Source organism: Polynucleobacter paneuropaeus (assembly GCF_003261235.1).
GTDB classification, from domain to species: Bacteria; Pseudomonadota; Gammaproteobacteria; order Burkholderiales; family Burkholderiaceae; genus Polynucleobacter; species Polynucleobacter paneuropaeus.
In genome coordinates this window covers 575,118-599,556 of the sequence record NZ_CP030085.1, presented here as the reverse complement: position 1 = coordinate 599,556, position 24,439 = coordinate 575,118, and the positions used below count along the sequence as shown (strand labels likewise).

General features: G+C 46.3%; 25 protein-coding genes and 1 tRNA gene. 9 read left to right on the top strand and 17 right to left on the bottom strand.

Features of this window, described 5'->3' with window-relative positions:
* Positions 1 to 22: 22 nt before the first annotated feature.
* The gene (locus Pas1_RS03220) at positions 23 to 946 is read left to right on the top strand and encodes a LysR family transcriptional regulator (RefSeq protein WP_112294473.1); all 924 of its coding nucleotides are present in this window, start codon (positions 23 to 25) and stop codon (positions 944 to 946) included.
* A gap of 23 nt (positions 947 to 969) precedes the next feature.
* Here the strand turns inward: Pas1_RS03220 and Pas1_RS03215 are convergent.
* Positions 970 to 1,059: transfer RNA gene (locus Pas1_RS03215), tRNA-Ser, on the bottom strand.
* Positions 1,060 to 1,166: 107 nt separating this feature from the next.
* On the opposite strand from Pas1_RS03215, the gene pgi reads away from it, so the two are divergent.
* Together pgi and Pas1_RS03205 are read left to right on the top strand one after the other, a co-directional pair.
* The gene (gene pgi, locus Pas1_RS03210; protein ID WP_112294472.1) at positions 1,167 to 2,651 is read left to right on the top strand and encodes a glucose-6-phosphate isomerase; all 1,485 of its coding nucleotides are present in this window, start codon (positions 1,167 to 1,169) and stop codon (positions 2,649 to 2,651) included.
* A gap of 32 nt (positions 2,652 to 2,683) precedes the next feature.
* Positions 2,684 to 4,069 carry a phosphomannomutase/phosphoglucomutase gene (locus Pas1_RS03205; protein ID WP_112204469.1) on the top strand — a complete coding sequence of 462 codons (1,386 nt, stop codon included), beginning with the start codon at positions 2,684 to 2,686 and terminating at the stop codon, positions 4,067 to 4,069.
* Here Pas1_RS03205 and Pas1_RS03200 read toward each other — a convergent pair.
* Both Pas1_RS03200 and Pas1_RS03195 read right to left on the bottom strand, forming a co-directional pair.
* Positions 4,066 to 4,635 (bottom strand): hypothetical protein, encoded by a 570-nt coding sequence (locus Pas1_RS03200; RefSeq protein WP_112294471.1) that lies wholly within the window; start codon positions 4,633 to 4,635, stop codon positions 4,066 to 4,068. The two genes, Pas1_RS03205 and Pas1_RS03200, sit on opposite strands and share 4 nt — an antisense overlap.
* Complete coding sequence (locus tag Pas1_RS03195; RefSeq protein WP_112294470.1) at positions 4,632 to 4,922, bottom strand: hypothetical protein; 291 nt, start codon at positions 4,920 to 4,922, stop codon at positions 4,632 to 4,634. Before Pas1_RS03195 ends, Pas1_RS03200 begins: the two co-directional genes overlap by 4 nt.
* A gap of 156 nt (positions 4,923 to 5,078) precedes the next feature.
* Between Pas1_RS03195 and Pas1_RS03190 the strand changes: the two genes are divergently transcribed.
* Positions 5,079 to 5,696, top strand: coding sequence for a response regulator transcription factor (locus tag Pas1_RS03190; protein ID WP_112209453.1), 618 nt, complete (start codon positions 5,079 to 5,081; stop codon positions 5,694 to 5,696).
* On the opposite strand, the gene Pas1_RS03185 is transcribed toward Pas1_RS03190, so the two are convergent.
* Positions 5,687 to 6,004 (bottom strand): helix-turn-helix domain-containing protein, encoded by a 318-nt coding sequence (locus Pas1_RS03185; protein ID WP_158525188.1) that lies wholly within the window; start codon positions 6,002 to 6,004, stop codon positions 5,687 to 5,689. The two genes, Pas1_RS03190 and Pas1_RS03185, sit on opposite strands and share 10 nt — an antisense overlap.
* A 63-nt stretch (positions 6,005 to 6,067) precedes the next feature.
* Entirely contained in the window at positions 6,068 to 6,859 is a 792-nt protein-coding gene (locus tag Pas1_RS09615; RefSeq protein WP_158525980.1) for a sensor histidine kinase, read from the bottom strand.
* An 837-nt stretch (positions 6,860 to 7,696) separates the two neighbouring features.
* On the opposite strand from Pas1_RS09615, the gene nadA reads away from it, so the two are divergent.
* The 4 genes from nadA to Pas1_RS03160 all read left to right on the top strand — a co-directional run bounded on the left by nadA (position 7,697) and on the right by Pas1_RS03160 (position 10,368).
* The gene (gene nadA, locus Pas1_RS03175; RefSeq protein ID WP_112294468.1) at positions 7,697 to 8,824 is read left to right on the top strand and encodes a quinolinate synthase NadA; all 1,128 of its coding nucleotides are present in this window, start codon (positions 7,697 to 7,699) and stop codon (positions 8,822 to 8,824) included.
* A gap of 6 nt (positions 8,825 to 8,830) precedes the next feature.
* Positions 8,831 to 9,685: a carboxylating nicotinate-nucleotide diphosphorylase gene (gene nadC / locus Pas1_RS03170; RefSeq protein WP_112294467.1), complete on the top strand. Its 855-nt coding sequence runs from the start codon at positions 8,831 to 8,833 to the stop codon at positions 9,683 to 9,685.
* Positions 9,686 to 9,760: 75 nt separating this feature from the next.
* Entirely contained in the window at positions 9,761 to 10,051 is a 291-nt protein-coding gene (locus tag Pas1_RS03165) for a type II toxin-antitoxin system RelE/ParE family toxin (RefSeq protein ID WP_112294466.1), read from the top strand.
* An 8-nt stretch (positions 10,052 to 10,059) separates the two neighbouring features.
* Complete coding sequence (locus tag Pas1_RS03160; RefSeq protein WP_112204491.1) at positions 10,060 to 10,368, top strand: addiction module antidote protein; 309 nt, start codon at positions 10,060 to 10,062, stop codon at positions 10,366 to 10,368.
* 90 nt (positions 10,369 to 10,458) lie between these two features.
* On the opposite strand, the gene Pas1_RS03155 is transcribed toward Pas1_RS03160, so the two are convergent.
* From Pas1_RS03155 to Pas1_RS09550, 7 genes are all read right to left on the bottom strand, one after another.
* Positions 10,459 to 11,844 (bottom strand): TAXI family TRAP transporter solute-binding subunit, encoded by a 1,386-nt coding sequence (locus Pas1_RS03155; protein WP_112294465.1) that lies wholly within the window; start codon positions 11,842 to 11,844, stop codon positions 10,459 to 10,461.
* Between the two features lie 40 nt (positions 11,845 to 11,884).
* A complete protein-coding gene (gene nadB, locus Pas1_RS03150) occupies positions 11,885 to 13,546 on the bottom strand; it encodes an L-aspartate oxidase (RefSeq protein ID WP_112204494.1) in 1,662 nt (553 codons plus the stop codon).
* A gap of 40 nt (positions 13,547 to 13,586) precedes the next feature.
* On the bottom strand, positions 13,587 to 13,844 hold the full coding sequence (locus Pas1_RS03145; protein ID WP_225971642.1) for a type II toxin-antitoxin system RelE/ParE family toxin: 258 nt from the start codon (positions 13,842 to 13,844) through the stop codon (positions 13,587 to 13,589).
* Positions 13,845 to 13,864: 20 nt separating this feature from the next.
* Positions 13,865 to 14,092 carry a ParD-like family protein gene (locus Pas1_RS03140; protein WP_112204498.1) on the bottom strand — a complete coding sequence of 76 codons (228 nt, stop codon included), beginning with the start codon at positions 14,090 to 14,092 and terminating at the stop codon, positions 13,865 to 13,867.
* Between the two features lie 108 nt (positions 14,093 to 14,200).
* Positions 14,201 to 17,095 (bottom strand): formate dehydrogenase subunit alpha, encoded by a 2,895-nt coding sequence (fdhF, locus tag Pas1_RS03135; RefSeq protein WP_112294464.1) that lies wholly within the window; start codon positions 17,093 to 17,095, stop codon positions 14,201 to 14,203.
* A 37-nt stretch (positions 17,096 to 17,132) separates the two neighbouring features.
* A complete protein-coding gene (locus Pas1_RS03130; protein ID WP_112237600.1) occupies positions 17,133 to 18,935 on the bottom strand; it encodes an NAD(P)H-dependent oxidoreductase subunit E in 1,803 nt (600 codons plus the stop codon).
* Positions 18,936 to 19,114: 179 nt separating this feature from the next.
* Complete coding sequence (locus Pas1_RS09550) at positions 19,115 to 19,333, bottom strand: hypothetical protein (RefSeq protein WP_133256458.1); 219 nt, start codon at positions 19,331 to 19,333, stop codon at positions 19,115 to 19,117.
* 136 nt (positions 19,334 to 19,469) lie between these two features.
* On the opposite strand from Pas1_RS09550, the gene Pas1_RS03125 reads away from it, so the two are divergent.
* Positions 19,470 to 20,069, top strand: a complete 600-nt coding sequence (locus Pas1_RS03125; RefSeq protein WP_112204504.1) for a 3-keto-disaccharide hydrolase — start codon at positions 19,470 to 19,472, stop codon at positions 20,067 to 20,069.
* On the opposite strand, the gene Pas1_RS03120 is transcribed toward Pas1_RS03125, so the two are convergent.
* The 5 genes from Pas1_RS03120 to modA all read right to left on the bottom strand — a co-directional run bounded on the left by Pas1_RS03120 (position 20,070) and on the right by modA (position 24,333).
* Positions 20,070 to 21,032, bottom strand: a complete 963-nt coding sequence (locus Pas1_RS03120; RefSeq protein WP_112294463.1) for a Bug family tripartite tricarboxylate transporter substrate binding protein — start codon at positions 21,030 to 21,032, stop codon at positions 20,070 to 20,072.
* The gene (locus Pas1_RS03115) at positions 21,029 to 22,030 is read right to left on the bottom strand and encodes an XdhC family protein (protein WP_112294462.1); all 1,002 of its coding nucleotides are present in this window, start codon (positions 22,028 to 22,030) and stop codon (positions 21,029 to 21,031) included. The genes Pas1_RS03120 and Pas1_RS03115 overlap by 4 nt, the downstream gene beginning before the upstream one ends.
* 23 nt (positions 22,031 to 22,053) lie before the next feature.
* Complete coding sequence (locus Pas1_RS03110; protein WP_112294461.1) at positions 22,054 to 22,722, bottom strand: nucleotidyltransferase family protein; 669 nt, start codon at positions 22,720 to 22,722, stop codon at positions 22,054 to 22,056.
* Between the two features lie 50 nt (positions 22,723 to 22,772).
* On the bottom strand, positions 22,773 to 23,429 hold the full coding sequence (locus Pas1_RS03105; protein WP_112209461.1) for a peroxiredoxin: 657 nt from the start codon (positions 23,427 to 23,429) through the stop codon (positions 22,773 to 22,775).
* A 112-nt stretch (positions 23,430 to 23,541) separates the two neighbouring features.
* Positions 23,542 to 24,333 (bottom strand): molybdate ABC transporter substrate-binding protein, encoded by a 792-nt coding sequence (gene modA / locus Pas1_RS03100; RefSeq protein WP_112294460.1) that lies wholly within the window; start codon positions 24,331 to 24,333, stop codon positions 23,542 to 23,544.
* Positions 24,334 to 24,439: the final 106 nt, after the last annotated feature.

The following is a 24,439-nucleotide window of genomic DNA, read 5'->3' as shown; positions in this document are numbered from 1 at the left end:
ATTCCAATCAAAAAGATAGAACATGGATCGCGTACAAGGTATCTCGCTCTTTATTCGAGTGGTTGAAACAGGCTCATTTAGCAAGGCCGCAGAGGACTTTGGCATCACCCAGCCGACCGCAACTAAATTTGTTGCCAGCATGGAAAAACGCTTGGGCACACTTTTGCTGCACCGCAGTACAAGAGGTGTCACACCCACCGAAATCGGAAAGATTTACTACGAAAAGTGCAAGGGGATTGCAAGAGAAATTGAAGAGGCCGATGACTTAGCGTCCCTAATGCAATCAAAGGTTCGCGGCAAACTCACCGTGAGCTCCTCAGTTGCGTTTGGACGACGCGTCCTCATGCCATCCATTCTGAAATTTATGGAGCATCACCCCGATCTAGAAGTCAACCTCAATATGGATGACCGCTACATCAATCTGGTCGAGCAAGGAGTTGATTTAGCCATCCGCATGCGTCGTTTGCCAGATTCTTCACTCGGCTCCCGGTTTTTAGGCTTAAACCCCTGGGTCCTGGTAGCAAACCCAAAATACCTTAAAGAACATCCCGCACCAAAACATCCTGAGGATATTCGTCATCATCAAGCTTTAATCTATACAACGGTTCAAGGCGATCACCGATGGAGCTTTACCAAAGAAGCAGATAAAAATGAAACGATTGAAGTTAAAGGCCCATTCACCTCCAATAACTTATCATCGATTTTGGCTGCAGCTAGAGCTGGCATGGGCTTAGCAGTAGTTCCTTGGTATATGGCCCACCAATCAGTAAAAGATAAGGTGCTTAAACCCGTTATGGAGGACTGGTCACTACCCACTCAAGAAATGCATGCAGTATTTTCATCACCAAAACACCTTCCAACTAAAGTTAGTCAATGCATTGATTGGCTACAGGGCCAATTTAAGGGTGAATGGTGGAAGGGTATTGAGACAGGCAAGTCGGAATAAAAAACCACCTTGCAGGATGGCTTTGGCGGAAGAGGTGAGATTCGAACTCACGGAGGACTTTCATCCTCGCCAGTTTTCAAGACTGGTGCATTCAACCGCTCTGCCACTCTTCCTTTGCAGTGAAGTGGCAAATTATAAAGAACTTTTGCCCAATCTTGCCTAAATCCCCGTCTTTTCAGGCATTTAGGGCTTTGTCACCCTATATTGATAAAATCGATAAATGCCCTCTAAACCCTCTGCGAATCCCATTCATACTGCTGTAGATGTCATTCTAGACACGGCCTATCAAGGCATTGATGCTCAGGCCTGGGATGGTCTATTTGCTCAGGCACACAAGTCTGGATTAGAACAATTTATTACCGATCTCTTTGCGGGCAAACATGTCAATGCCAGTGAGAATCGGGCCGCCCTGCACTCTGCTCTGCGTAATTTATCGAAATCTCCTGTGCTATTAGACGGTGAAGATGTCATGCCGGCGGTCAGCGATGTCTGGCGTCGCATTGATTCACTGTGCAATCAATGGGTCGGCGTTACCGATGTAATTCATATTGGCATTGGGGGCTCAGACTTTGGTCCGCGCCTAGCAATTGAAGCCCTCTCACATGTTCCTGGACTTCAGAGCCGCGGCATGCGCATGCACTTTTTATCTAATATTGATACTGCAGAATTGGCTCGTATTTTGCAACGCGCTCAACCCAATAGCACCCGTGTCATTATTGTTTCAAAGTCCTTTACGACTTTAGAAACCACCATGAATGCTAAAGCGGTGGTGAACTGGCTCAAAGACAACGATTGCACCAGCGGACAAATTGCACACTCCTTATTTGCTGTCACTGCCAATATTGCCGCTGCTAAAACCTTTGGTATTGAAGAAGACAATATCTACCCCTTCTGGGATTGGGTAGGCGGTCGCTACTCGGTTTGGTCTGCGGTGGGGCTCCCGATTGCTTTGCAGTATGGCTTTAAGACTTTCCAAGATTTCTTGGCGGGTGCGCACGCAATGGATTTGCATTTTAGGAGTGCGCCCCTAGAGGAGAGCCTTCCTGTCATCATGGCCTTAGCACTTTTATATCAGCAACAGACCCATGACATCAAATCTTTTGCAGCGATTCCATATGCCGATGCGCTAGATGGGTTTCCAAAATGGTTACAGCAGCTTGATATGGAAAGTAATGGCAAGCGTGTTGGTCGTGATGGCAAGCCAGTAAAGTTTTCTTCACCAGTAGTATTTGGTAGCTCCGGTAGTAATGCCCAGCACTCCTACTTTCAGCTCTTTCATCAGGGTACCGAGACCATTCCGATTGACTTCATTGCGGTTCGTAAACCCATGAGTGATCGACCTGAGGCAGTCGCCCATCATCGCATCCTTCTGTCCAATTGTTTAGCGCAAGCTCAGGCTTTGGCCCACGGTAAAGATGCCAAAAATCCAAATGAGGTTTACCCCGGTAAGCGTCCAAGTAACTTACTCCTCTTGCCAGAGCTCAACGCCTTCTATCTTGGCGCTCTCCTCGCTCTTTATGAAAATCGCACTGTTGCTTTAGGTGCCCTCTGGAATATCAATAGCTTTGATCAGCCCGGTGTTGAGCTTGGCAAAGTCCTTGCCAAACCAATTGAGCAGGCATTGGCCAGTGGTTCAGATGCCATTGAGGCGGGTGACAGCATTGATGACGTCACTGCAGCCCGTATTAACTATCTCAATAGTTAATTATTTCTCTTATTCCATCTAGCAGGCTAATCATGCAACTCTCCCCATCTATCTTCAAGGCTTATGATATTCGCGGCATCATCGATGAGACTCTAGATCCATCGATTGCCAAACTGATTGGCCAAGCACTTGGTACTGAGATGCGTGAACTCGGTGAGACTGAGGTCGTGATTGGTCGTGATGGTCGCCTATCTGGCCCTAGCTTAATTGCCGCCTTAACAGAAGGTCTACTCTCGACTGGTATGAATGTGATCGACCTTGGAATGGTAGCTACTCCGATGGTCTACTTTGCTGCCAACCAGACGCTCAATGGCAAGAAACCTAAGTCTGGCGTAATGATTACTGGCAGTCACAACCCGCCCAATTACAACGGCTTCAAGATGGTGCTCGGTGGCGCTGCGATTTATGGCGAGCAGATTCAGAAACTACGCAAGCGCATTGAGAACAAGGAGTTTGTAACAGGTCAAGGCGCTCGCTCTACCTTTGACATCTTCCCGATGTACCTCAAGCATATTGTTGGTGATGTGAAACTGGCTCGTCCAATGAAGATTGCAGTTGATTGCGGCAATGGTGTTGGTGGCGCATTTGCTGGTCAATTATTCCGCGCTTTGGGCTGTGAAGTGCAAGAGCTCTTTTGCGAGGTTGATGGTCACTTTCCAAATCATCACCCAGATCCAGCCCATATCGAGAACCTACAAGATCTGATTAAAAACTTACAGACTACTGACAATGAGCTCGGCTTAGCCTTTGATGGCGATGCAGATCGTTTGGGCGTAGTGACTAAAGATGGTCAAGTGATTTTCCCTGACCGTCAAATGATGTTATTTGCCAAGGATGTTCTCTCTCGAAATCCTGGTGGGCAGATTATTTACGACGTGAAGTGCACCCGCAACCTAGCTACCTGGGTTAAGCAACATGGTGGCGAGCCATTGATGTGGAAAACGGGTCACTCCCTAGTGAAAGCCAAGCTCAAAGAAACAGGCGCCCCACTCGCTGGTGAGATGAGTGGTCATATCTTCTTCAAGGACCGTTGGTTTGGCTTTGATGACGGTCTTTATACCGGAGCTCGTCTACTAGAAATTCTGTCTAAAGAAAAAGATCCGAATCAAACTTTAAACAATCTGCCAAATGCCATTTGCACCCCTGAGTTGCAACTGGCCTGCGCCGAAGGTGAGCCATTTGAATTACTCGAGGTGATTAAAGCTAATGCTAAGTTCCCTACTTCAGAATCAATCAATACGATTGATGGTGTCAGAGTCGAATACGCTGATGGTTTTGGCTTGGCTCGGCCATCAAATACCACCCCAGTTGTCGTGATGCGTTTTGAAGCAGATACTGAGGAAGCGATTGCCCGTATTCAGGGGGAGTTTAAGGCTGTGCTCTTAGCTGCTAAGCCTGATGCCAAGCTACCCTTCTAGTGCATTAAAGGCTTATTAGACTCGGGTGTATCAGTTTCGGTGTTTGAACCCGATATTGCTACATCTAACACTTGGGGCACTTCGCCCCATGAGGCATGTTCGCGTAGTTGATTGAGTAACACACACATAGCTTGTAAGGTTGGGCCTGCCATTTTGAGATTGATATTGGCGCCACCAGGTAATACCAAATCCATGGAGAGCAGGTCTTCAAGACCTTGTTTCTCCAATGTGCACTTCACATCCATCACCAATAAAGGATCTGCACCAAGGGGGTATTTACCGCCTGGCTGGTATTGATCGTTTGGGGTATTTTGACTTTCTCCTGTAGTACCGCCCTTGCTAACCTGAACAGCCTCTTTTTCAAAATCGGCAATGGCTTTAGCAGCCTCTGGTGAATGGGTTTGCTCGAGGTTCCTCACGATCAGATGAGAAGTCGCTGCCAGAATAAAGAGCGTTACCCGACGCGTGAGCCAGAAGCGGAACTCGGCATCTTCTAAGGTATTAAAGCGAAAAAGCAGCCGATCATCTGGCGCTAGGTAGGTGGCATTAAATTGCTTAATGCTCATAGCGTGATGTCCTTGAAACCAGGACGATTCTGTGGAACCATCTGCTGATTAGGGGCTGGTGGCATCTTCTTTCTGGCAGCCTCATCAATCGCCTTCTGAATCGCCGGTAAGGCGCCTTGCAAACTAAACCGCGCTACCGAAAAAGCACCGCCCTGCAGCGCTACTGCAAAGCCAATGCTATCGCCAGTCTTCAAGGCATTTAAGGGTTGTGAGAATGTAGCGCAGAGGGTGATAGCTACAAGCCCTACTCTTTTTAATTGCAGGGCATTAGGTAAGGAGTTATTCATATAAAAGTCGGTGTGGATATGTTCTAAGCTACTGAAATTAATGCTAATTTTAGCATTTAACCTACTTGCGAGATTGATGTTAGCCCTTAAGCTAATATCCTTCTTAGGATGAATTTATTACATTCGCCTTAATGAATTTATTACTTTTGCACGCTTATGTCTGACATTGGACACGTCTACCTCATTGACGATGATGAGTCGATGCGCACTTCCCTGGGAAGAATGCTAGATGAAGTTGGCTATCAGGTTCAAGAGTACGCCAGCGCATCCGACTTCTTAGAAAAATCTTTACCGATTTCTCCTGCAGTCATTCTGCTTGATATGCAAATGCCCGACATCACAGGTCTTGATCTACAAAAGCAATTAGTCAGCTTGGGACGTAAAACGCCGATCGTTTTTATTAGTGGTCAGAGTCATCCCCATCAAATTGTGCAAGCCCTGAAGAACGGCGCGGTAGATTTCTTGTTCAAGCCTTTTAATTTAGAGGAATTGCTCCAAGCCATTAACGAAGCATTGAAGTTTGATAAGCAGCAATTCAAGAGCATTGCAAAAGAGATTGAAACCAAGAAGAACTATGACTTACTCACCCCAAGAGAGAAAGAAGTCTCCGCTCTACTAGTCAAGGGCTTTTTAAATAAAGAAATTGCGGAACAACTAGGAATTTCTAAGGCGACTATCAAGGTTCACAAAGCCAGAGTGATTGAAAAAATGCAGGTTACTTCAATGCAAGACTTGGTGAAAAAATACCTAGAGGCTGATTTAGATCAGAACTGAACTACTGACTTTTTCCTGAGAAAGACTGGAATAAAAGTTTCATTTGGATCACTCAATTCTGATGGTGACTGAGAGCTAATAGCAGTCAATTCGAGATCAAGTACTTTGGCATAAACCTCTGCGTTACTCAAGGTATTTTCTGGCGCCTGCTTGAAGCCCAAGAGCTCTCCGTTTTCAATGCGAACCAACTCCTGAATTTTTAACCCACAAGTACTCGCAAGTGAGGGCAAAGAAAGACCGCGCGCCTCTCTAGCATGGCGCAAGCGCTTACCGATTTGCCTAAAGGATTGAATTTCAGCTAGGTTCATATGGATCCAGTAATGGAGACCCATAATCGGCGTCCTCATAAAACTAGTCAATTCCCCTTGGAGCTAATAGTTAGGCCGGGGGGGGAATTCCACAGTAAACCGCGCTCCACCGCCCGGGACATCCTCATAAAGAATCTTGCCCCCATAGCGGGTGATGATATGTTTACATAGCCACAGGCCTAAGCCCATACCCGTCTGCTTAGTAGTGCTTAGAAGTTCGAATAAGTGAGGTCGGTATTCATGGTCTACCCCGTCACCGTTATCAGCCACACTCAACTGGGTCACATCACCCACTTGACGAGCCTCAATCGAGATTCTGCGCGCTAAGCGCCCCGAGTTGGCTAGGGCCTGAATCGCATTATTAATGAGATTAAGTAGGACTTGCTCTACTTCAGCGGAGTTAGCTTCAATAACCAATCTTTCATCGACTCGCAGCTGAATCTGAATGTTCTTTGCTTTAAGTTCTGGCTTCACAATATCGAGTACTCGAGAGATCAGCTCGCCGACCTGGAGTCTTTGAGGGCGCACCTCCACTTTGGTGAAGATAGACCTTAGGGATTTAACGATAGTTGCTGCTCTCTGATTATCTTGCTCCAAAGAATCTAGAATTTCTTTACCTAACTCGGGATTGAGCGCGCCTTTTTCCAGCTTCATCTTCAGATACTGAATATTGAGATTCGATGCACCGAGTGGTTGGTTGAGTTCGTGGGCAATAGAGGCTGATAGGGCCCCAGTAGCTGCAGTCTTATTAGCCTTCATCAAACCATATATCAAGCGCTCTTTTTCTTTTAAGAGTTCAGTAATTTTTTGGTTTTCTCTATTAGTTTGAGTATTTTCAATGGTAATTTTTCTCATTGAATAGTCAATAATTGCTATATAAGAAAGAGTTGTTAATGAAAATAAAATCCACCGTACCGCTGCAGTCAAAGATGGCTCATCATATAGGTGAATAAAAGATGGCGGATCAATATAAAAAAGGATGATCAATCTCGTCGTGACGAATATGAATTCTCCACACAAGGTGAATATTAAAAATATTGGCAAATCAGTGCGAGATTTATTAAGGTGCTTCAATTCAATTAATTGCCAAATAATCGCTAGGTCAGTCAATACCATAACGAAGCCTACCCTTTGCACAAATGTCCCTCGTTGCATAAGATATTGAAATATCAGTCCAATAATCAGCAGTGCAAGCAAGGCTCCCCATTTAAATTTTCGCGAGATGGGTCGACTTAGAGAGCGGCAATAGGATGCTAAGTAGATATAGCCGCCAAGAAGAAAAGTATTTGCTAATGTAAGGAGCCCTATGTGAATAACTGGGGCAATAGCAAAGAAAGTAAAGCTAGATGCCTCTAAAATAAGAGCTAAGTACCAAAATCCCTCAGGTTGAATAATTTTCTTTACTGAGATTAAATATTTTGAACCAAAAACCAGGCCCCACATGATTAGGGAAAGCGCGGCAAAAAATAGTTCGTTGGCGTATTTCATTATTTCGAATATTACTACTTTCAGAAAAATGCCTAAGACGTCGTTTTAAACGATATTTTAATCGCAGGCCATTGATAAGCGTCTCCTATCAATCAGGATAGCAGTGCTTTCATAGCCTATAGCTGCGCTGTTGAAGTTTTTCATTTTTACTACTTCCCTTCCTCCATTCAATGCGTATATATGGCAGGCAGGTTAAGATTACCTATGCCCAATGTGATTGACACCCCAATTTCCTTTGATTACCCCCAGCAGGATGCTTCTGGTGCCACCTGTATTGCTCAGGCTTGGGCTAAAACGCCTCCCCATCTAGATGGCGCGCCCAAAGCAGCTGTGATTGAGAGAATTAAGCAACTATTGGTGGAAAAAGATGCTGCACTGGTCGCTCACTATTACGTTGATGGCGATATTCAAGATCTGGCGATGGCCACTGGTGGCTATGTAGCGGATTCGCTTGAGATGGCTCGCTTTGGCAAGAACCATTCTGCCAAGAATTTGATCGTAGCTGGCGTGCGTTTTATGGGTGAGACTGCGAAGATTCTCAGTCCAGAGAAACGTATCTTCATGCCTGACTTAGATGCCACCTGCTCTCTCGATTTAGGTTGCCCTGCTGATGAGTTTGCTGCCTTTAGAGCAAAACATCCCGATCGTGTAGTGGTTGTTTATGCCAATACCAGCGCTGCGGTTAAAACCCAAGCCGATTGGATGGTCACCAGTTCCTGCGCTTTAGCGATCGTGCATCAACTCAAACTTGAAGGTAAAAAAATACTGTGGGCGCCCGATCGCCACTTGGGTAGATATATACAGGAACAAACTGGGGCTGACATGTTGCTTTGGAATGGTGCCTGTATTGTCCACGATGAATTCCGGGCTGAGGAGCTGGCGACCTTAAAAGCCAAACATCCGAATGCCATGGTTCTCGTTCATCCTGAATCACCCCAGGCTGTTGTTGATTTAGCGGATGTCGTGGGTTCAACTTCAGCCATGATTAAAGCCGTCGTCGAAGGTAGCGCTGCTGAATACATTGTGGCCACTGATAACGGCATCTTGCATCGCATGCGTCAACTGGCGCCCCATAAGAAACTGATTGAAGCACCCACTGCCGGCAACAGCGCAACCTGCAAAAGCTGTGCTCACTGCCCTTGGATGGCCATGAATGGTCTTCAGGGAATTCTGGATTGCTTAGAGAAACATTCTGGTGAGATTCTGGTTCCAGAGCCCACCCGCTCTGAGGCCCTAGCTTGTATTGAGCGCATGCTCGCCTTTACGCAAAATCATCCTGATTTACTTGCTAAAGCCCAGCATGGTTTTGTCAAAAATATTGGCGCAGCCTAATTCGGTATGTTTGATCACAACGAAACCTTAGAGCAAGCGCGTCAACGCAATATTACCGATGCACTGACGGAAGATATTGGCGTTTGTGACTGGACCGCTAAACTGGTTCCCCAAAAAAAGGTGCATGCCCAACTGCTCGTTCGACAGCAAGCGGTGCTCTGTGGAGTCGATTGGTTTGAGGGTGCGCTAAAAAGATTAGATCCTTCAGCTAAGATTACCTGGCATTACCTCGAAGGCGATGAAATGGCGCCCGATACCTTGGTATGCGATATTGAAGCAGACTCTCAAGCCTTACTTTCTGCTGAGCGCCCCTGTATTAATTTCTTACAAACTTTATCGGCTACCGCTACTCTCACCCGTGAGTACGTAAATGCGATTGCCGGTGTGAGCCCCAATCCCAATGGTTGTGCTGTGCTGGATACTCGCAAGACTATTCCAGGCTTACGTCAGGCCCAGAAGTATGCTGTCCGAGTAGGTGGCGGCCAAAATCAACGGCTTGCCTTGTGGCACGGTATTTTGATTAAAGAGAATCATATCGCCGCCGCAGGTAGTATCACTGCAGCCCTTCAGGCTGCTGTCGCTCTGAATGCGGGTGTGGATATTCAGATTGAGGTGGAGAACTTAGCTGAGCTCGATGAAGCCTTAGCTGCTGGAGCTAAAAGCATTCTGCTAGATAACTTCAATCCCATTCAGATGAAATTGGCCGTCTCAATTAATCATGGCCGCGCATTACTGGAAGCCTCAGGTGGCATTGATCTAGAACAGATTCGGGAGATTGCTGCCACTGGTGTAGACCGCATCTCTTTAGGAAAGCTAACGAAAGATATAGCTGCAGTCGATTTCTCGATGCGGATTCTTTAAGTTTTTTCAGTAAGCTCCCATCTAAATTACATCCATTCCTACAGATTTAATGTATCCTATTGGCTACATTAATGCATGCTTGAAATAAGGAAAACAGAAGAATTTAAAGCCTGGCTAGACTCTCTTCATGATTTGATGGGAAGAGCAAAAATTCAAGCCAGAATTAAACGTTTAGCCGAAGGAAACCCAGGAAATACAAAATCCGTTGGCAGTAAAGTCTTTGAGATGAAGATTGATTTTGGGCCTGGCTACAGGATTTATTACACAAAACATGAGAATGTGATGTATCTATTACTTATCGGGGGCAATAAAAGAACTCAGGTTAAAGATATTCAGATTGCAAAATATTTAGCCAAAAACATATAGGCAATGAGATGAAAAAGACAATTATCAGTCCTTATGATGTAGTGGAGCACTTACGTACCCCAAAGGAAATGGCGCTTTATCTACAAGCATGTATTGAAGAATCCAATGGGGATGCGGCGTTTATAGCAAGAGCGCTTGGTGATATAGCGCGCGCAAAAGGAATGGCTCAGGTAGCTAAGGAATCCGGGCTCTCAAGGGAAAGCCTTTACAAAGCCTTGTCTGGCGATCGAATACCGGGGTTTGATACTGTATTAAAGGTGCTGGCAGCTCTTGGTCTGAGTCTGCATACAAAACCCACTAGTAAAGCTCGCGCTTAACTTGACTTAATCTACTCAGAGTCTTGTGCTTGAGGGGTCAAAATTGTTGGATATGAAACCGCCCAAGTACCTGGGTAATCACGGCTATATCTAGTCACTCAAATCTGATTTACGCTCTGCACTCAAGCTCTGATAGATCATTTCTTTTTCAATCGCATCTCGGATAAATTGAATATTGTTTCTGAGGGTGTAACAGTCAGCGGTAGCAATCTTGCTAGCCTTTGACATCAATGCTCTCACTTCAATCTCATTGAGCTTCTCTAAATACTCCTGACGCTTCTGAGGGTCAAATTGACTGAGTGTTTGATGCTCGAAAGCATCTAACTCTTTATACATACCACCAATTTGTTTGCGCGCCAAATTCAGTCGATAGTTTGGAATCGCCCGAATAATAGGATAAGCAAAGGCAGCAAATGGTAATAAAAGCAGAAACATTCTCTCCAAGAATTCTGCTAACCAAAAAGGCAGATAGCGCATGAGCGTGGGCGGACCTTTGTCGAAGAAATAGCGCGCCTCTTTACTGAGGGGTAATTCACTATTCAAGTACGCGGGAAAATCGCCCGCCTTTGAGAAATATGTGCGGGCACCATTAATCTCAGTTGCAGCTTCCAAGAGTAAAAGTTGGATAGCCGGATGTAAATTTTCATCAATGAGCAAATTTGTGGTTGTTGAAATCAAATCAATCTCATGGTCTGGTGAATTGGTCTCGATATTAAAACCACCCATAGGGATGGAGAGCTTCTCAAAGTACGGCAACAGATGAACATAAGCATCAGCACGCTTGAAGGACACCAGATGAATATTGGGATGATGAATCAAACGCTGCACAATCGCTGAATCATAACCATCAACCACTAGTAAAGCTTCGAGATCACCTCGGTACAGTTTTTGCTCCCCCTCAAGATTTGAGCTAACAAGATAGTTAGGACTTAAGCGAGGCAAGCCATTGAGCTGCAGGACATTGAATGCCTCGGTGTCTGGCCCAAGACCAATCCGTGCATTTTCTAATTTCTTCTTATCTACTAAACGGTTATCGCTAAAAGTATCATTACGGTAAAAGAACCAGACAGGCTCATAATCAATGCTACCGAGGGTCAGCAATCCCTTTTTCTGGTTTTCAGAAATCATCCCGCATTGTACAAACGCTACCTGAATAGGGTCATTTTTATCAAGCAGGCGATTGAGATTCTCTTTTGAACCGCTGGTTGGGAATAACTGAAGATCAATGCCTTTTCTTTTGAAGTACTCACGGTACTTTTCCCCGAGAATTCGATATGAACCCTCTCCCGTAGCCATGTAGACAGTGGTAGGTGGAGCAGGCTTGGCAAAGTAAATTAAAGTGATGAGGGCAATCAGCAACAGTAGCAGAAAGGGCCAAATTTCCTTGGCATGCTCATACCAACTTTTGAGCTCGTCAACTACTGTTTGATAAGCCGCTGATAGATGCTCCGCGATGTCTTCCTGAATACTAGCCATACCGATCTCCGCTTGATGAGGCCAAGCTTATCACCAAAGACTAGGTCTCAGGGGTATTCTCGATACCTTCAGCTTGTGGAGTCAAAATAGTCGGATATGAAACCGCCCAAGTACCTGGGTAATCACGGCTGTAATGCAGACCCCTACTCTCTCTTCTCATCAGAGCGGATCTGACAATCAATTCTGCGCACTCGAGCAGATTGCGTAGTTCGATTAAGTCTCTCGATACTTTGAAGTTAGCGTAATACTCTTGTACTTCGTAGCGTAACAACTTAATACGGTGTAGCGCTCTCTCTAGGCGACGGTTGGTTCTCACGATTCCAACATAGTTCCACATCAGAGAACGCAGCTCATCCCAGTTATGGGCAATGACGACTTGCTCATCAGCATCATCAACCTGACTCTCATCCCACAAGGGTAAATTAGGAAGATTAACGTTCTTCATTTCTGAGATATCTTGTGCAGCAGCTTTACCAATCACCACACACTCTAGTAGTGAGTTGCTGGCCAGACGATTAGCGCCGTGCAGGCCGGTATAGGTTGCCTCACCCACAGAATAAAGTCCTGGCAAATCGGTGCGCCCTTTAAGATCAGTTACCACACCACCACAGGTGTAATGTGCTGCCGGCACTACCGGAATCGGTTCTTTGGTGATGTCTAGGCCCAGTGTTAAGCAACGGGCATAAATCATGGGAAAGTGTTCTTTAATGAAATCTGCGCCCAGATGGGTTGCATCGAGATGTACATAGTCAAGGCCATGCTTTTTCATTTCAAAGTCGATGGCGCGAGCGACGATATCACGCGGGGCTAATTCATTACGCTCATCGTGCTCAGGCATGAAGCGCTCGCCACTTGGTAGCTTCAATAGGCCGCCCTCTCCCCGCATCGCTTCGGTAATCAAAAAGGTGCGATCGCTCGGGTGATACAAACACGTTGGATGAAACTGAATAAATTCCATATTACCTACTCGGCAACCCGCGCGCCAAGCCATGGCAATACCATCACCAGTAGCAGTATCTGGGTTACTGGTGTAACGGTAGACCTTACCTACTCCACCAGTTGCTAGGACTACTGATTTAGCAGCAATCGTTTCTACACGATTATTCTTAATATCAAGCGCATAGACTCCATAGCAACGATTGGGTTTATTGCGAACTGTCTTTGGGTCTAGCTGGCGATTAGTAATGAGATCTAGGGCTATCCAATGCTCTAGTAATTGAATATTGGTATGTGCTCGCGCTTTATCAAGCAAGACTTCATGAATTGCTTTGCCTGTGGCATCTGCCGCATGGGCAATACGACGATGGCTATGACCACCTTCGCGGGTTAAATGCAAACCCATAGGACCAGTTTCATCAGCGGTGAAGGGAACGCCCTGCTCCACTAACCACTCAATTGCCTTAGCGCTTTCCTCTGCGATGTAGCGTGCGGTGGATTCCACTACCAAGCCGGCGCCTGCATCTAAAGTATCAGCTACGTGTGAATCAATACTGTCGTGTTCTTTATCCACTACACCCACGATACCGCCCTGCGCCCATGCCGTTGCCGCTTCACCTAAGCCGCGCTTTGCCATCACGATCACGGGCTGAGACTCAGCCATATGTAAGGCCACAGTTAAGCCTGCAAGACCTGCTCCGATAATCAGAACGGGTAACTCAGCTTGAGTAGATGGATTTTTTGAAGAGGGTTGAGTACTGGCCATAAGGGCTTAATTCTATAGGTCTATCAGAAAGTCCGTTGAACTACCTTTTGAGGTCTCTATAAAAGTTTTCATGAGGACCTATGGCCTCAAGATATATTAGTCTGAGTCCATTATTAACCGAGTAACCCAGTAGAAATAGCTGAGATTTACTTTTAAATTTATAGACTCGCAGATCAGCCAATTCACCTTTTTTCTTTTCGCCTAATGATGGTTGATTTGCAATCTGATCTATTGCTTTATCAACATCTTTTGCGACATTATCATTTAGCTTCTTATACTGCCTGGCGAAGCGGCGCATCTGGATCACCGAGTGAGCCATTAAACCTTCCTAGATCTTGGAATAAATGGTGTTCCGTACTCCCTAGGCTCTGCAAGTGATGCTAAGGCCTCAGTAATAAATCCGACCGGGAGGTCAGGATTATCTATCGCCGCACGACCAACCTTGGCCCAAAACTCTATTTGACCTGCAATTGTTCGATGCTCAGACTTAGCCTCTGATTTCGCTAACTCATACAAGTCGTCTTCTATTCTTACTGGCATTCCCATAAGACCTCCTATCGATAAGCTTATTTTACTACAAAAGTAGTAATATAGAAATAAGGGTCTTTAAACGAAAAAGCCGCCCGTAGGCGGCTCTTTCAATGTGGTGGCCAATTAAGACGTTGCCACTACTGTCTGACGCTCAGGATCGTTGGTACCGTAACCTAGAACTACAGCAGCCTTACCGCCTTTGACTACCTTGACTGCGCAGTACTTGAATTCCGGAATCTTGCCAAATGGATCTAGGGCAGGATTGGTCATCATATTCGCAGCTGCTTCATAGTAAGCAAACGGAATGAAGACCACACCACGAGGTGTGCCATCATCTCTACGCACGTGAATACCGACTTCACCACGACGAGACTGAACAGTGATCACATCACCAGCAGAAACGCCAAGCTGAGTCATATCTTCACCATTCATGGAGACGGTAGCCATTGGCTCGATCGCATCCAAAATAGTGGCACGCCGGGTCATGCTTCCGGTATGCCAATGCTCTAACTGACGGCCCGTAATCAATACAAATGGATAGTCAGCATCAGGACGCTCGTTCGCAGGAATAATATCTGCTGGTACAAGTTTGACTTTGCCATCCAAAGTTGCGAAGTGGTCATTAAATACGATTGGACGACCTGGATCTTCTGGAGTTAAGCATGGATAAGTCACACTGGACTCACGCTCCAAACGATCCCAAGTAATGCCGCTAATCGCTGCATGCATTGCTTGACGCATTTCTTCATAGACTTCAGCGACACCCGCGTCAGGACCTTGATAGTTCCAGTTCAAGCCCATACCTTTAGCGATTTGCTGAATGATCCACAAATCCGGCTTTGCATCACCGGGAGGATTAATCGCTTTTTTACCCATCTGCACCATACGGTCGGTATTGCTAACCGTACCAACCTTCTCAGGCCAGGCACTGGCTGGCAGAACTACGTCCGCAAGCAAAGCTGTCTCGGTCATAAAAATGTCTTGAACAACTAAATGCTCAAGAGTTGCCAATGCATGACGCGCGTGATTCAAATCTGGATCACTCATCGCTGGGTTCTCACCCTCGACATACATGCCGCGAATCTTATCGGGATCACTATCTGGAGCCAAAATCTTGCCCATGATTTCTACTACGGTGTAACCGGGCTTCTTATCTAATGGGGTATCCCAGAATTTCTCGAACCAAGCATGCGCTGCTTCGTTATCGACACGTTGATAGTTCGGGAACATCATCGGAATGAGTCCAGCATCACTCGCACCCTGCACGTTATTTTGTCCGCGCAGTGGGTGCAAGCCAGAGCCTGGCTTACCAATCTGACCAGTAATACTGACCAAAGCGATTAAGCAACGCGCATTATCGGTTCCGTGGACGTGTTGGCTAATGCCCATGCCCCAAAGAACCATCGCTGACTTCGTCGTTGCAAACTCACGAGCCACTTCGCGCAAAGTTTCTGGTGGAATGCCGCAAATCGGTGCCATTGCTTCTGGACTGTAGCCCTTAATATTTTCTTTGAGAGCTTCGTAGTTGTTAGCACGATCATTCAAGAACTTTTGATCGACTAAGCCCTCTTCAATGATCGTATAAATCATGGCATTAAGCATGGCTACGTCAGTGCCGGGCTTAAACTGCAATTTACGCCAAGCATGCTTACTGATATCGGTCATACGGGGGTCCGCATGCACAATCTTTGTACCGCGTTTAGCTGCATTCTTAAACCAGGTTGCTGCAACCGGATGGTTTGCAGTTGGATTTGAGCCAATCAACAAAATCATGCTTGAGTGCTCAACATCATTCACCTGGTTACTAACGGCGCCCGAACCAACGCCTTCAAGCAATGCCGCAACAGAAGATGCGTGGCATAGGCGTGTGCAGTGGTCGACGTTATTACTACCAAAGCCAGTACGCACTAATTTTTGGAAAAGATAGGCCTCTTCGTTACTGCCCTTAGCAGAACCAAAGCCAGCCAGCACCTTATTACCGTATTGATCTTTGAGTTTCTTCAGACCACCGGAAGCAAACGCTAAGGCCTCCTCCCAAGTCGCCTCACGGAAAATCTCAGACCAGTTCTGGGGATCTTGGGTCGCGGTTTCATCTTTAGGAACACCCGCTTTACGAATCAGGGGTTTGGTTAAACGTTGTGGACTATGAATGTAGTCCATACCAAAACGACCCTTGACGCATAAACGCTCGTGATTGGCTGGGCCATCACGACCTTCAACGCTAACGATCTTGTCATCTTTAACGTTATATGTAATTTGACAACCGACACCGCAGAATGGGCATACCGAATCCACCTTCGCATCGACGGTTTGTGAGCCGATCAAACCCTTAGGCATCAAAGCACCAGTTGGGCAAGCTTGGACACATTCGCCGCAAGCCACACACGTACTGTCGCCCATTGGATCATTCAGATCAAATACGATCTCACTGTGATGACCGCGATTAGCGTAACCAATCACATCATTGACCTGCTCTTCACGGCAAGCGCGCACGCAACGATTACATTGAATACAGGCATCGAGATTGACCGCCATCGCTGGATGTGAGTAATCAGCGCCCACTTGTTCGCGACGGATGGCTTTGAGCTCAGGACGCACGGTAACGTCCATCCGAGTAGCCCAAGTGCTAAGTTCACCGTGTTGCTGCTTTTTCTCCTCTGCGGGAGTGTCTCCTACCCATTTAAATCCTTCGTCTGGCATATCGGAGAGCAACATCTCCAAGACCAGTTTTTGACTCTTCACTGCGCGTTCGCTATTGGCTTTCACTTCCATCCCAGCAGTCGCACTTCGGCAGCAACTAGGGGCCAAGGTGCGCTCACCATTGATTTCAACTACGCAAGCACGACAGTTTCCGTCTGCGCGATAGCCATCTTTGAAACACAGATGGGGAATATCAATACCATGGCGCTTAGCTGCCTTGAGAATGGTCTCGCCTTCGTAAGAAACGATGGTCTTACCGTCAAGCTTGAACTCGACTGTTTGGAGTTGTAGTTCTTTTGGATTAGTAGGTGCGTTCATATTCTGTGTCTTCCCGTTTTCTCTTTAAGTAACTTCCTTATGCGACTTCATTCGGGAAATATTTATTAGTGCAACGAATCGGATTGGGAGCGGCTTGACCTAAACCACAGATCGAAGCATCGACCATCACCGTAGCGAGATCTTCTAAAGTACTTTGATCCCAAGATTTGGCTTCCATGAGTTGGGCTGCTTTACCAGTTCCAACGCGGCAAGGCGTACATTGACCACAGCTCTCGTGTTCAAAGAAGCGCATCACGTTCAGCGCCACATCGCGTGCTCGATCTTTTTCACTAAAGACCACCACTGCGGCTGAACCAATGAAACAACCATAGGGCTGTAAGGTATCAAAGTCGAGCGGAATGTCATTCATAGTGGCTGGCAAGATACCGCCCGATGCTCCGCCGGGCAAGTAACCATAGAACTTGTGACCGTCTTGCATACCGCCACAGTAATCATCAATCAGTTGCTGAATCGTGATACCGGCAGGTGCCAATTTCACACCAGGGTAGTTCACACGACCGCTGACGCTAAAGCTACGCAATCCTTTGCGGCCGTTTAAACCAAAGGCACTAAACCAATCTGGGCCACGCTGCACAATATCGCGCACCCAATAGAGGGTTTCCATATTGTGTTCAAGGGTAGGACGACCAAACAAACCAACTTGTGCGATGTAAGGAGGACGCATGCGGGGCTCGCCACGCTTACCCTCGATACTCTCAATCATGGCGGATTCTTCTCCGCAGATATAAGCACCAGCGCCACGACGCAATTCGATTAAAGGCAATTTGCAAGGTGGGTTTGCTTTGAGCTTGACCAGTTCTGCTTCGAGCAGTTCGCGGCAACCGTGATATTCGTCACGCAAGTAGATATAGCAAGCATCAATCCCAACCACTTGAGCCGCTACTAATAAACCTTCAAGGAAGCGGTGAGGATCGCGCTCAAGATAAGTGCGGTCCTTGAATGTGCCTGGCTCACCTTCGTCAATATTGACAGCCATGAGTCTTGGAGCTGGTTGATCTTTAACAATGCGCCATTTGCGTCCAGCTGGGAAGCCGGCGCCACCCAGACCGCGCAAACCTGAATTCTCCATCGCTTTGATGACACTCTCAACACTGTGCTTACCTTCAGCGACTTCTTTGGCTAATGCATAACCCCCTTTAGCCTTGTAAGCCTCAAATCCGACATAGTTTGGCGAGAGCAATTGATTTGCGCCCTGAGGTGAAACACTCTTCTCTGCCAGAGCCGCTGGATCAAACTGCCCATCATCGCGAGGCATGGGCTGAGTCACCATATTGTTTTTAACTGCGGCATTAATTTTGTCCAGAGTCGCAAATAAGACTGGATGTTGATGTACTACTGCAATGGGAGCTTGCTCACAGCGGCCCACGCAAGGCGCTGGAATGACTTTGACCTTTGGATTACCCAAAATGCTTGGGAGTTTTTCGAGTAGGGATTTAGCACCAGCCAATTCGCAAGAGACACCATCGCATACTCGGACGGTGATATCTGCTACGGGATCATTGCCGCGCACAACTTCAAAGTGGTGATAAAAAGTAGCCACTTCATAAACTTCGGCCATTGGAATATTGATTTCCTTTGCCAAGGCCACCATGTGACGATCATGCAGGGCACGATATTCATCATTCAGTTTGTGTAAATATTCAATCAAGAGATCACGACGATGTGGTCCATTACCAATCAACATTCGCACTTCTTGCAAAGAAGTTTCATCAGCCTGACGGCCCTTTAATTTACTTTTGCGACGAATGGTCTCTCTTAGATCATCAGCGGTTGCAATAGCAACTGCTTTAACTGCATCAGAGGGCTTTGGATGATTCATATTGTGCGGTCTTTAGGTATCTGTTTTGTCGTGCCATTTTTATTAGATATATTTGGCACTGGGTTTAAACAGACTAAATTATTGCCGATATATGACAGGCTTGCCTGCCCTAGCATTTTTTTAATTTTTGGAGATCTGACTTAGGTCAAGAAGTCGGATCTAGAATTCAGGGTTAACCCTTATAAGAGAGAGGGTCTTGGTTGGTCGCCAGGCGGATTGGAATAGTCCATATTCCGCTCATTCACTCGAGACTTAAAGCAGCGCTCATAGCCCGGGGTTCCTACTTGCCAGCCAATCGAGGTGCAGTCATCTTGAGCGGCAGATTCAACGGTACCGCAAGCACTTAAGCAAAGGCACACAGTAAGTGTGGTCAATAGTAGTGGAAGGAAATTCTTCATAAGTGAAGTCTACTCGATTCTCAAGGCCCATTCAGAATTAGGAAAGCTAGCGTAATGCCTACTTGCCTACGCGACAAAAGCTCAGGAACATAAGCTATCTTGAAAGCATATCGAATGATTAAAAATGGAGACTGAAATGTTTAAAGGTAACTTACGGAACACCCTGGCCCTTTTTGCCCTCACCTGGTTGATCAACGCTGGGGCCTTAGCCCAATCGAAGGTAGACAAAGATGGCTTTATCAATCTGATCGACGGCCAAAGCCTAAATGGTTGGAGCATTATTGGTAACGGAAGCTGGGTAGTTGGAAATGGCATCGTTGAGGGTAATAAAGCAATGGGGTACTTAATCACTGATCAATCCTACAAAAACTTCATCATTAGGGCTGAGTTTTGGGCAAATGAAGATGCGAATAGCGGCATCTTTTTACGCTGCCAAGATCGCACCAAGGTCACTTCGGATAACGCTTACGAAGTCAATATTTTTGATAAGCGTCCTGATCAAAACTACGCGACCGGTGCTATTGTGGATGTTGCCAAAGTGAGCCCTGTACCTAAGGCAGCTGGCAAATGGAATACTTTTGAGATCACCGCAAATGGCTCTCACTTCAAGGTTGTGATGAACGGCGAGGTCACCGTAGCCGATGGGCAAGACGCTAAATTTAGCCAAGGCCCGATTGCCCTGCAATCTGCCGGCGGTGTAGTGAAATTCAGAAAACTACAGATCAAACCTCTGTAATTAATCTTCCTTCATATTCGCGCGCTTGACAATCGGCTCGAGTCGGGCTTTCTCATCAGCTAAAAATTTGGCGAAGGAAACTCGACTTCCGGGTGTCGGCTCAATACCCTGAGGAATGAGACGACTCTGAACTGCAGCCGTCTTCAATGCTGCGTTAATCGCTTGATTCATTTTATCTAAGATAAGGTCAGGCGTGCCTTTGGGAGCAAAGACACCGGCCCAGTGCCCAATAAAGATTTCTGGATAGCCTTGCTCTTTGGCTGTTGCGACATTAGGCAATGCTGTTATGCGTTTATTCCAAGTAGAAGCAATCGGTTTTAATTTACCACCCTGAATTTGCGGAATCACCACCACACTGGCTTCAGAGGTTGCATCGACTTGATTGGAGATCACAGCCACCATGCCTTCGGAGCCGCTCTTGTAAGGAATGATTTCATACTTACCGCCTCCTTTGATGGCGAGCATCTCAGCGACAAAGTGCGGCGTACTGCCGGTGCCTGCGGTAGAAAAATTCAGGCCTTTAGGCTCTTTGGCTTGGGCCAATAAATCTTTAATATTATTTATCTTTGAATCGCTTGAGACCACGATGATCGAGGGACTAATCGTCAGCAATCCCACAGGCACCAAGTCGCCCTCTTTGTATGGCATCGAAGACTTGATCATCGGATTGGTGATGATGCCGCCAGCGCTCACAAAAAAGGTATAGCCATCTGGTGCGCTTTTGGCCACGATATCGGCACCCAGGGTAGATCCTGCTCCCGGCTTATTCTCAACGATCACCGTTTGATTCAGTTGTTTGGATACCCCTTCAGCAACGACTCGGGCTACAAGATCATTTGCACCACCCGGGCCAAAGCCAACGATAAATTTCACAGGATGATTGGGCCACGCCTCTTCTGCATGCGCAGGAATAAAAACGAGGCTAGCCGAAATGATCAAAAGCGCCTTACTCAACAGTTTCATAGCAACTCCTTTGCATAACTCACTTGTGCAGACTGTGGCAGAGTGACTCCATTCTTGACTGCCAATATTTCAGCCATCACGCTCACCGCTACTTCTGGGGGTGTCTTGCTGCCAATGTAGATTCCAACTGGGCCTTTGAGTTTAGCAATCGACTCCTCGGTATATCCAAAATGCTCAATCATTCTTTGGCGTCGTGCTTCACTATTTCTGCGGGATCCAATTGCGCCCACATAAAAGGCCTTGGTCTGAAGTGCATCTAATAAGGCAAGGTCATCTAGCTTGGGGTCATGGGTCAGCGCCACCACGCAACTACGACTATCCAACCTCATCTCTTGCACTAGATCATCAGGCATTTGTGAGCTTAGGGTAACGCCGGTAACTTTCCAGTTCCCACGATACTCTTCGCGAGGATCGCAAACAGTCACGCTAAAGCCATTAAATAAGGCCATGGTTGCCAGATATTCTGACAACTGTCCTGCACCGATAATGAGCATGCGGTATTCGGGTCCAAAGGTATTGCTCAGCACTGTCTCATTAATTGATAGCGCTTCAGGCTGAGCAATCACCTTTAAAGTGACTGCGCCGGTTTTGAGGTCGGTATGACGCGTAACTAACCTGCCGCTAGTGAGCTCACTAATGAGTTGGGTCAAAGGCTCTATAGCAACATTGAACTCCAGCAGGATCTCTAAAGTGCCGCCACAAGGCAGGCCAAAGCGATGAGCCTCATCTGCTGTCACACCATACTTTAGAAACTGAGGTGCACTCTGTTTCTCGAGCGGAAAATCCTTGAGTCCACCGAAGTTCCGAATTAAATCATCTTCAATGCAGCCACCCGAGACACTACCGACCACACTACCGTCCTCACACAAAGCCATAATGGATCCAACCGGTCTGGGAGATGAGCCCCAGGTTCTTACTACTGTTGCTAGTAGCGCTTTTTTACCGGCGCTTCTCCAATCCAGTAGCGCTCTCAATACGATGAGGTCTAGGTTTTCCATAGAAGGAAATAATAATCCGATTCCTAGGCTTTATCGGAATTTGGCAGGCTAAAGGTCCAGCCCTTCTGTGCTGAGAGTAACTCTAGATCTTTAGGTGTATCAATATCCACCACATAGTGATCGTTTTGGGTTTGCCATTGGTTCACTAACTCAGGATGTTGATCCATGAAATTACGACATACCATTTCTTTTCCTGATGCCAGAATGGTTTTCATGACTGAGCCACTCAAAATAATGGGATTGCCTCTTTGTCCATTAAACATTGGTAAAATAATTTCACCGGCAGCTCTTTTCTTGAAAGCCGCTATCAGTGCTTTGATGTCTTGAGACTCAATCAAAGGCTGATCAGATAGCGTCATGATCACTGCATCAAGATCACCACCCAGAGTTTCAATCCCGAGTCGTACCGAGCTTGCTTGACCCTCTTGGGCATGCTCGTTCCGCACCACTCGAAGCGAAGAAGTTACGTCTAATATTTTGAGCTCTTGCGCTACCTCGCTATGGTAGTAGCCTGTCACTAGGACTATCTCATCAACACCAGCCTCTGTTAAGGCAAGCAATTGTCTTTGTAAAAGTGAATAGCCATCAAGCTTAATAAGACACTTCGGAATATTGCCCATGCGACTACCCTCGCCTGCGGCTAGCAATACTGCGCCGACTTGAATCTGTGTATAAGACTTACTTTGGGTCATGAGATCAGCGTAGATAGTAAAACAGCCCAAATTGGGCTGTTGTTTGATGCTTACTTAGGTTGCTTCACAATACGTAAGTAGGGCTTAGGTGCTTTCCAGCCCTCAGGGAACATGGTCTTCGCATCCTCATCTGAAACAGAGCCAGCGATGATCACATCCTCACCATGATTCCAATTCACGGGTGTAGCCACTTTATGTTTTGCGGTCAACTGAATCGAATCGAGTGCGCGCAGAATCTCATTAAAGTTACGGCCGGTGGTCATTGGATAAGTCATGGTCAGCTTAATTTTTTTATCTGGGCCAACGATGAATACCGATCGTACAGTAGCATTTGTTGCAGCAGTTCTGCCATCAGAAGCTACTTCACCAGCAGGCAACATGTTGTAGAGCTTAGCAACAGCTAAATCAGTATCACCAATCATGGGGTACTTGACTGGGTGACCTTGCGTCTCTTCAATATCTTTTGCCCAGCCACTATGATTCTCAACTGGATCAATCGACAAACCAATCAGCTTGGTATTGCGTTTCGTGAACTCTTCTTCAATCTTAGCCATGTAACCCAACTCGGTAGTGCACACGGGCGTGAAATCTTTTGGATGAGAAAACAGAATCGCATAAGAATCGCCGATCCAGTTATGGAAGTCGATCTCGCCATGGGTAGTCTTGGCTTTAAAGTTTGGGGCAATATCATTAATTCTGAGGGACATACGATCTCCAGGTAACAAATACTAAAAATTAACTTTACTATAAATTGAGAGGTGTTTCATACCCCTTTGCATATACTCTTAGATCAATAACTCATACCAGTCTTATTAAGGCCTATGGTTGATTACCAGGCAGGCTATAGCCGTATTGGATCAGAATCTGTCTTGCTTTAGTAGATTGCATAAATTGATAAAGATCGCTGGCCTCTGGTGGCGCGCCCTTAATCAAGACCATTCTTTGTTTAATTGGGGCATACCAAGTTTCCTCAAGCTCTAGATAACTTGTATCTTTTAAAAGCTCAGGCGACTTGGCAAGTGATAAGGAGGTAAATCCCAGATCAGCCGCACCGGTTGAGACAAACATCGTTGCCATGCCAACATTATCTGCATAGACCAATTTGTCTTTAGCCAGCTCCCACAATCCGATGGCTTTGAGATGCTCCACTGCTGCCCTACCATAAGGAGCAAGCTCAGGTTTAGCAATAGCAATCTTGTTGGCCTTGCTAATTACTCGTGCTAATTCTGCTTTGTCCTGTTTTGCGTCTGGATTGAATTTGATGCCACTTGAGTTCTTCGTTAGCATTGCTAATCTTCCAACCGCATAGACCTTGCCTGCATCAACTGTCTTGCCGTTCTTAAATAACTCAAGTGGATAATTTTCATCTGCAGAGATCAATAGATTGAATGGAGCGCCATTCATAATTTGGGATGCAAAGTTACCGGATGAACCATAAACAATTCGCAATTCGGGTTTGCCGCTGGCAATGAATGCGCTATTTATTGCAGTGAAAGCGTCTTTCATATTGGCCGCAACAGCTACCGAAGTAGTTTGTGCAGCAATAGGGTGATTGAGCAGAAGCCAGAAAGACAAAACCCCAAAGCACTTACCGATGGAAAAAGATTTCATGGAAGCTTAGGGGGTCTGATTAATTGAATGTGGCGGAAGGGGCGGGATGTTCCGATTATAGGAAAATAGCCTTTAAAGTCAATAAATATATATGTCTTAAATAGAG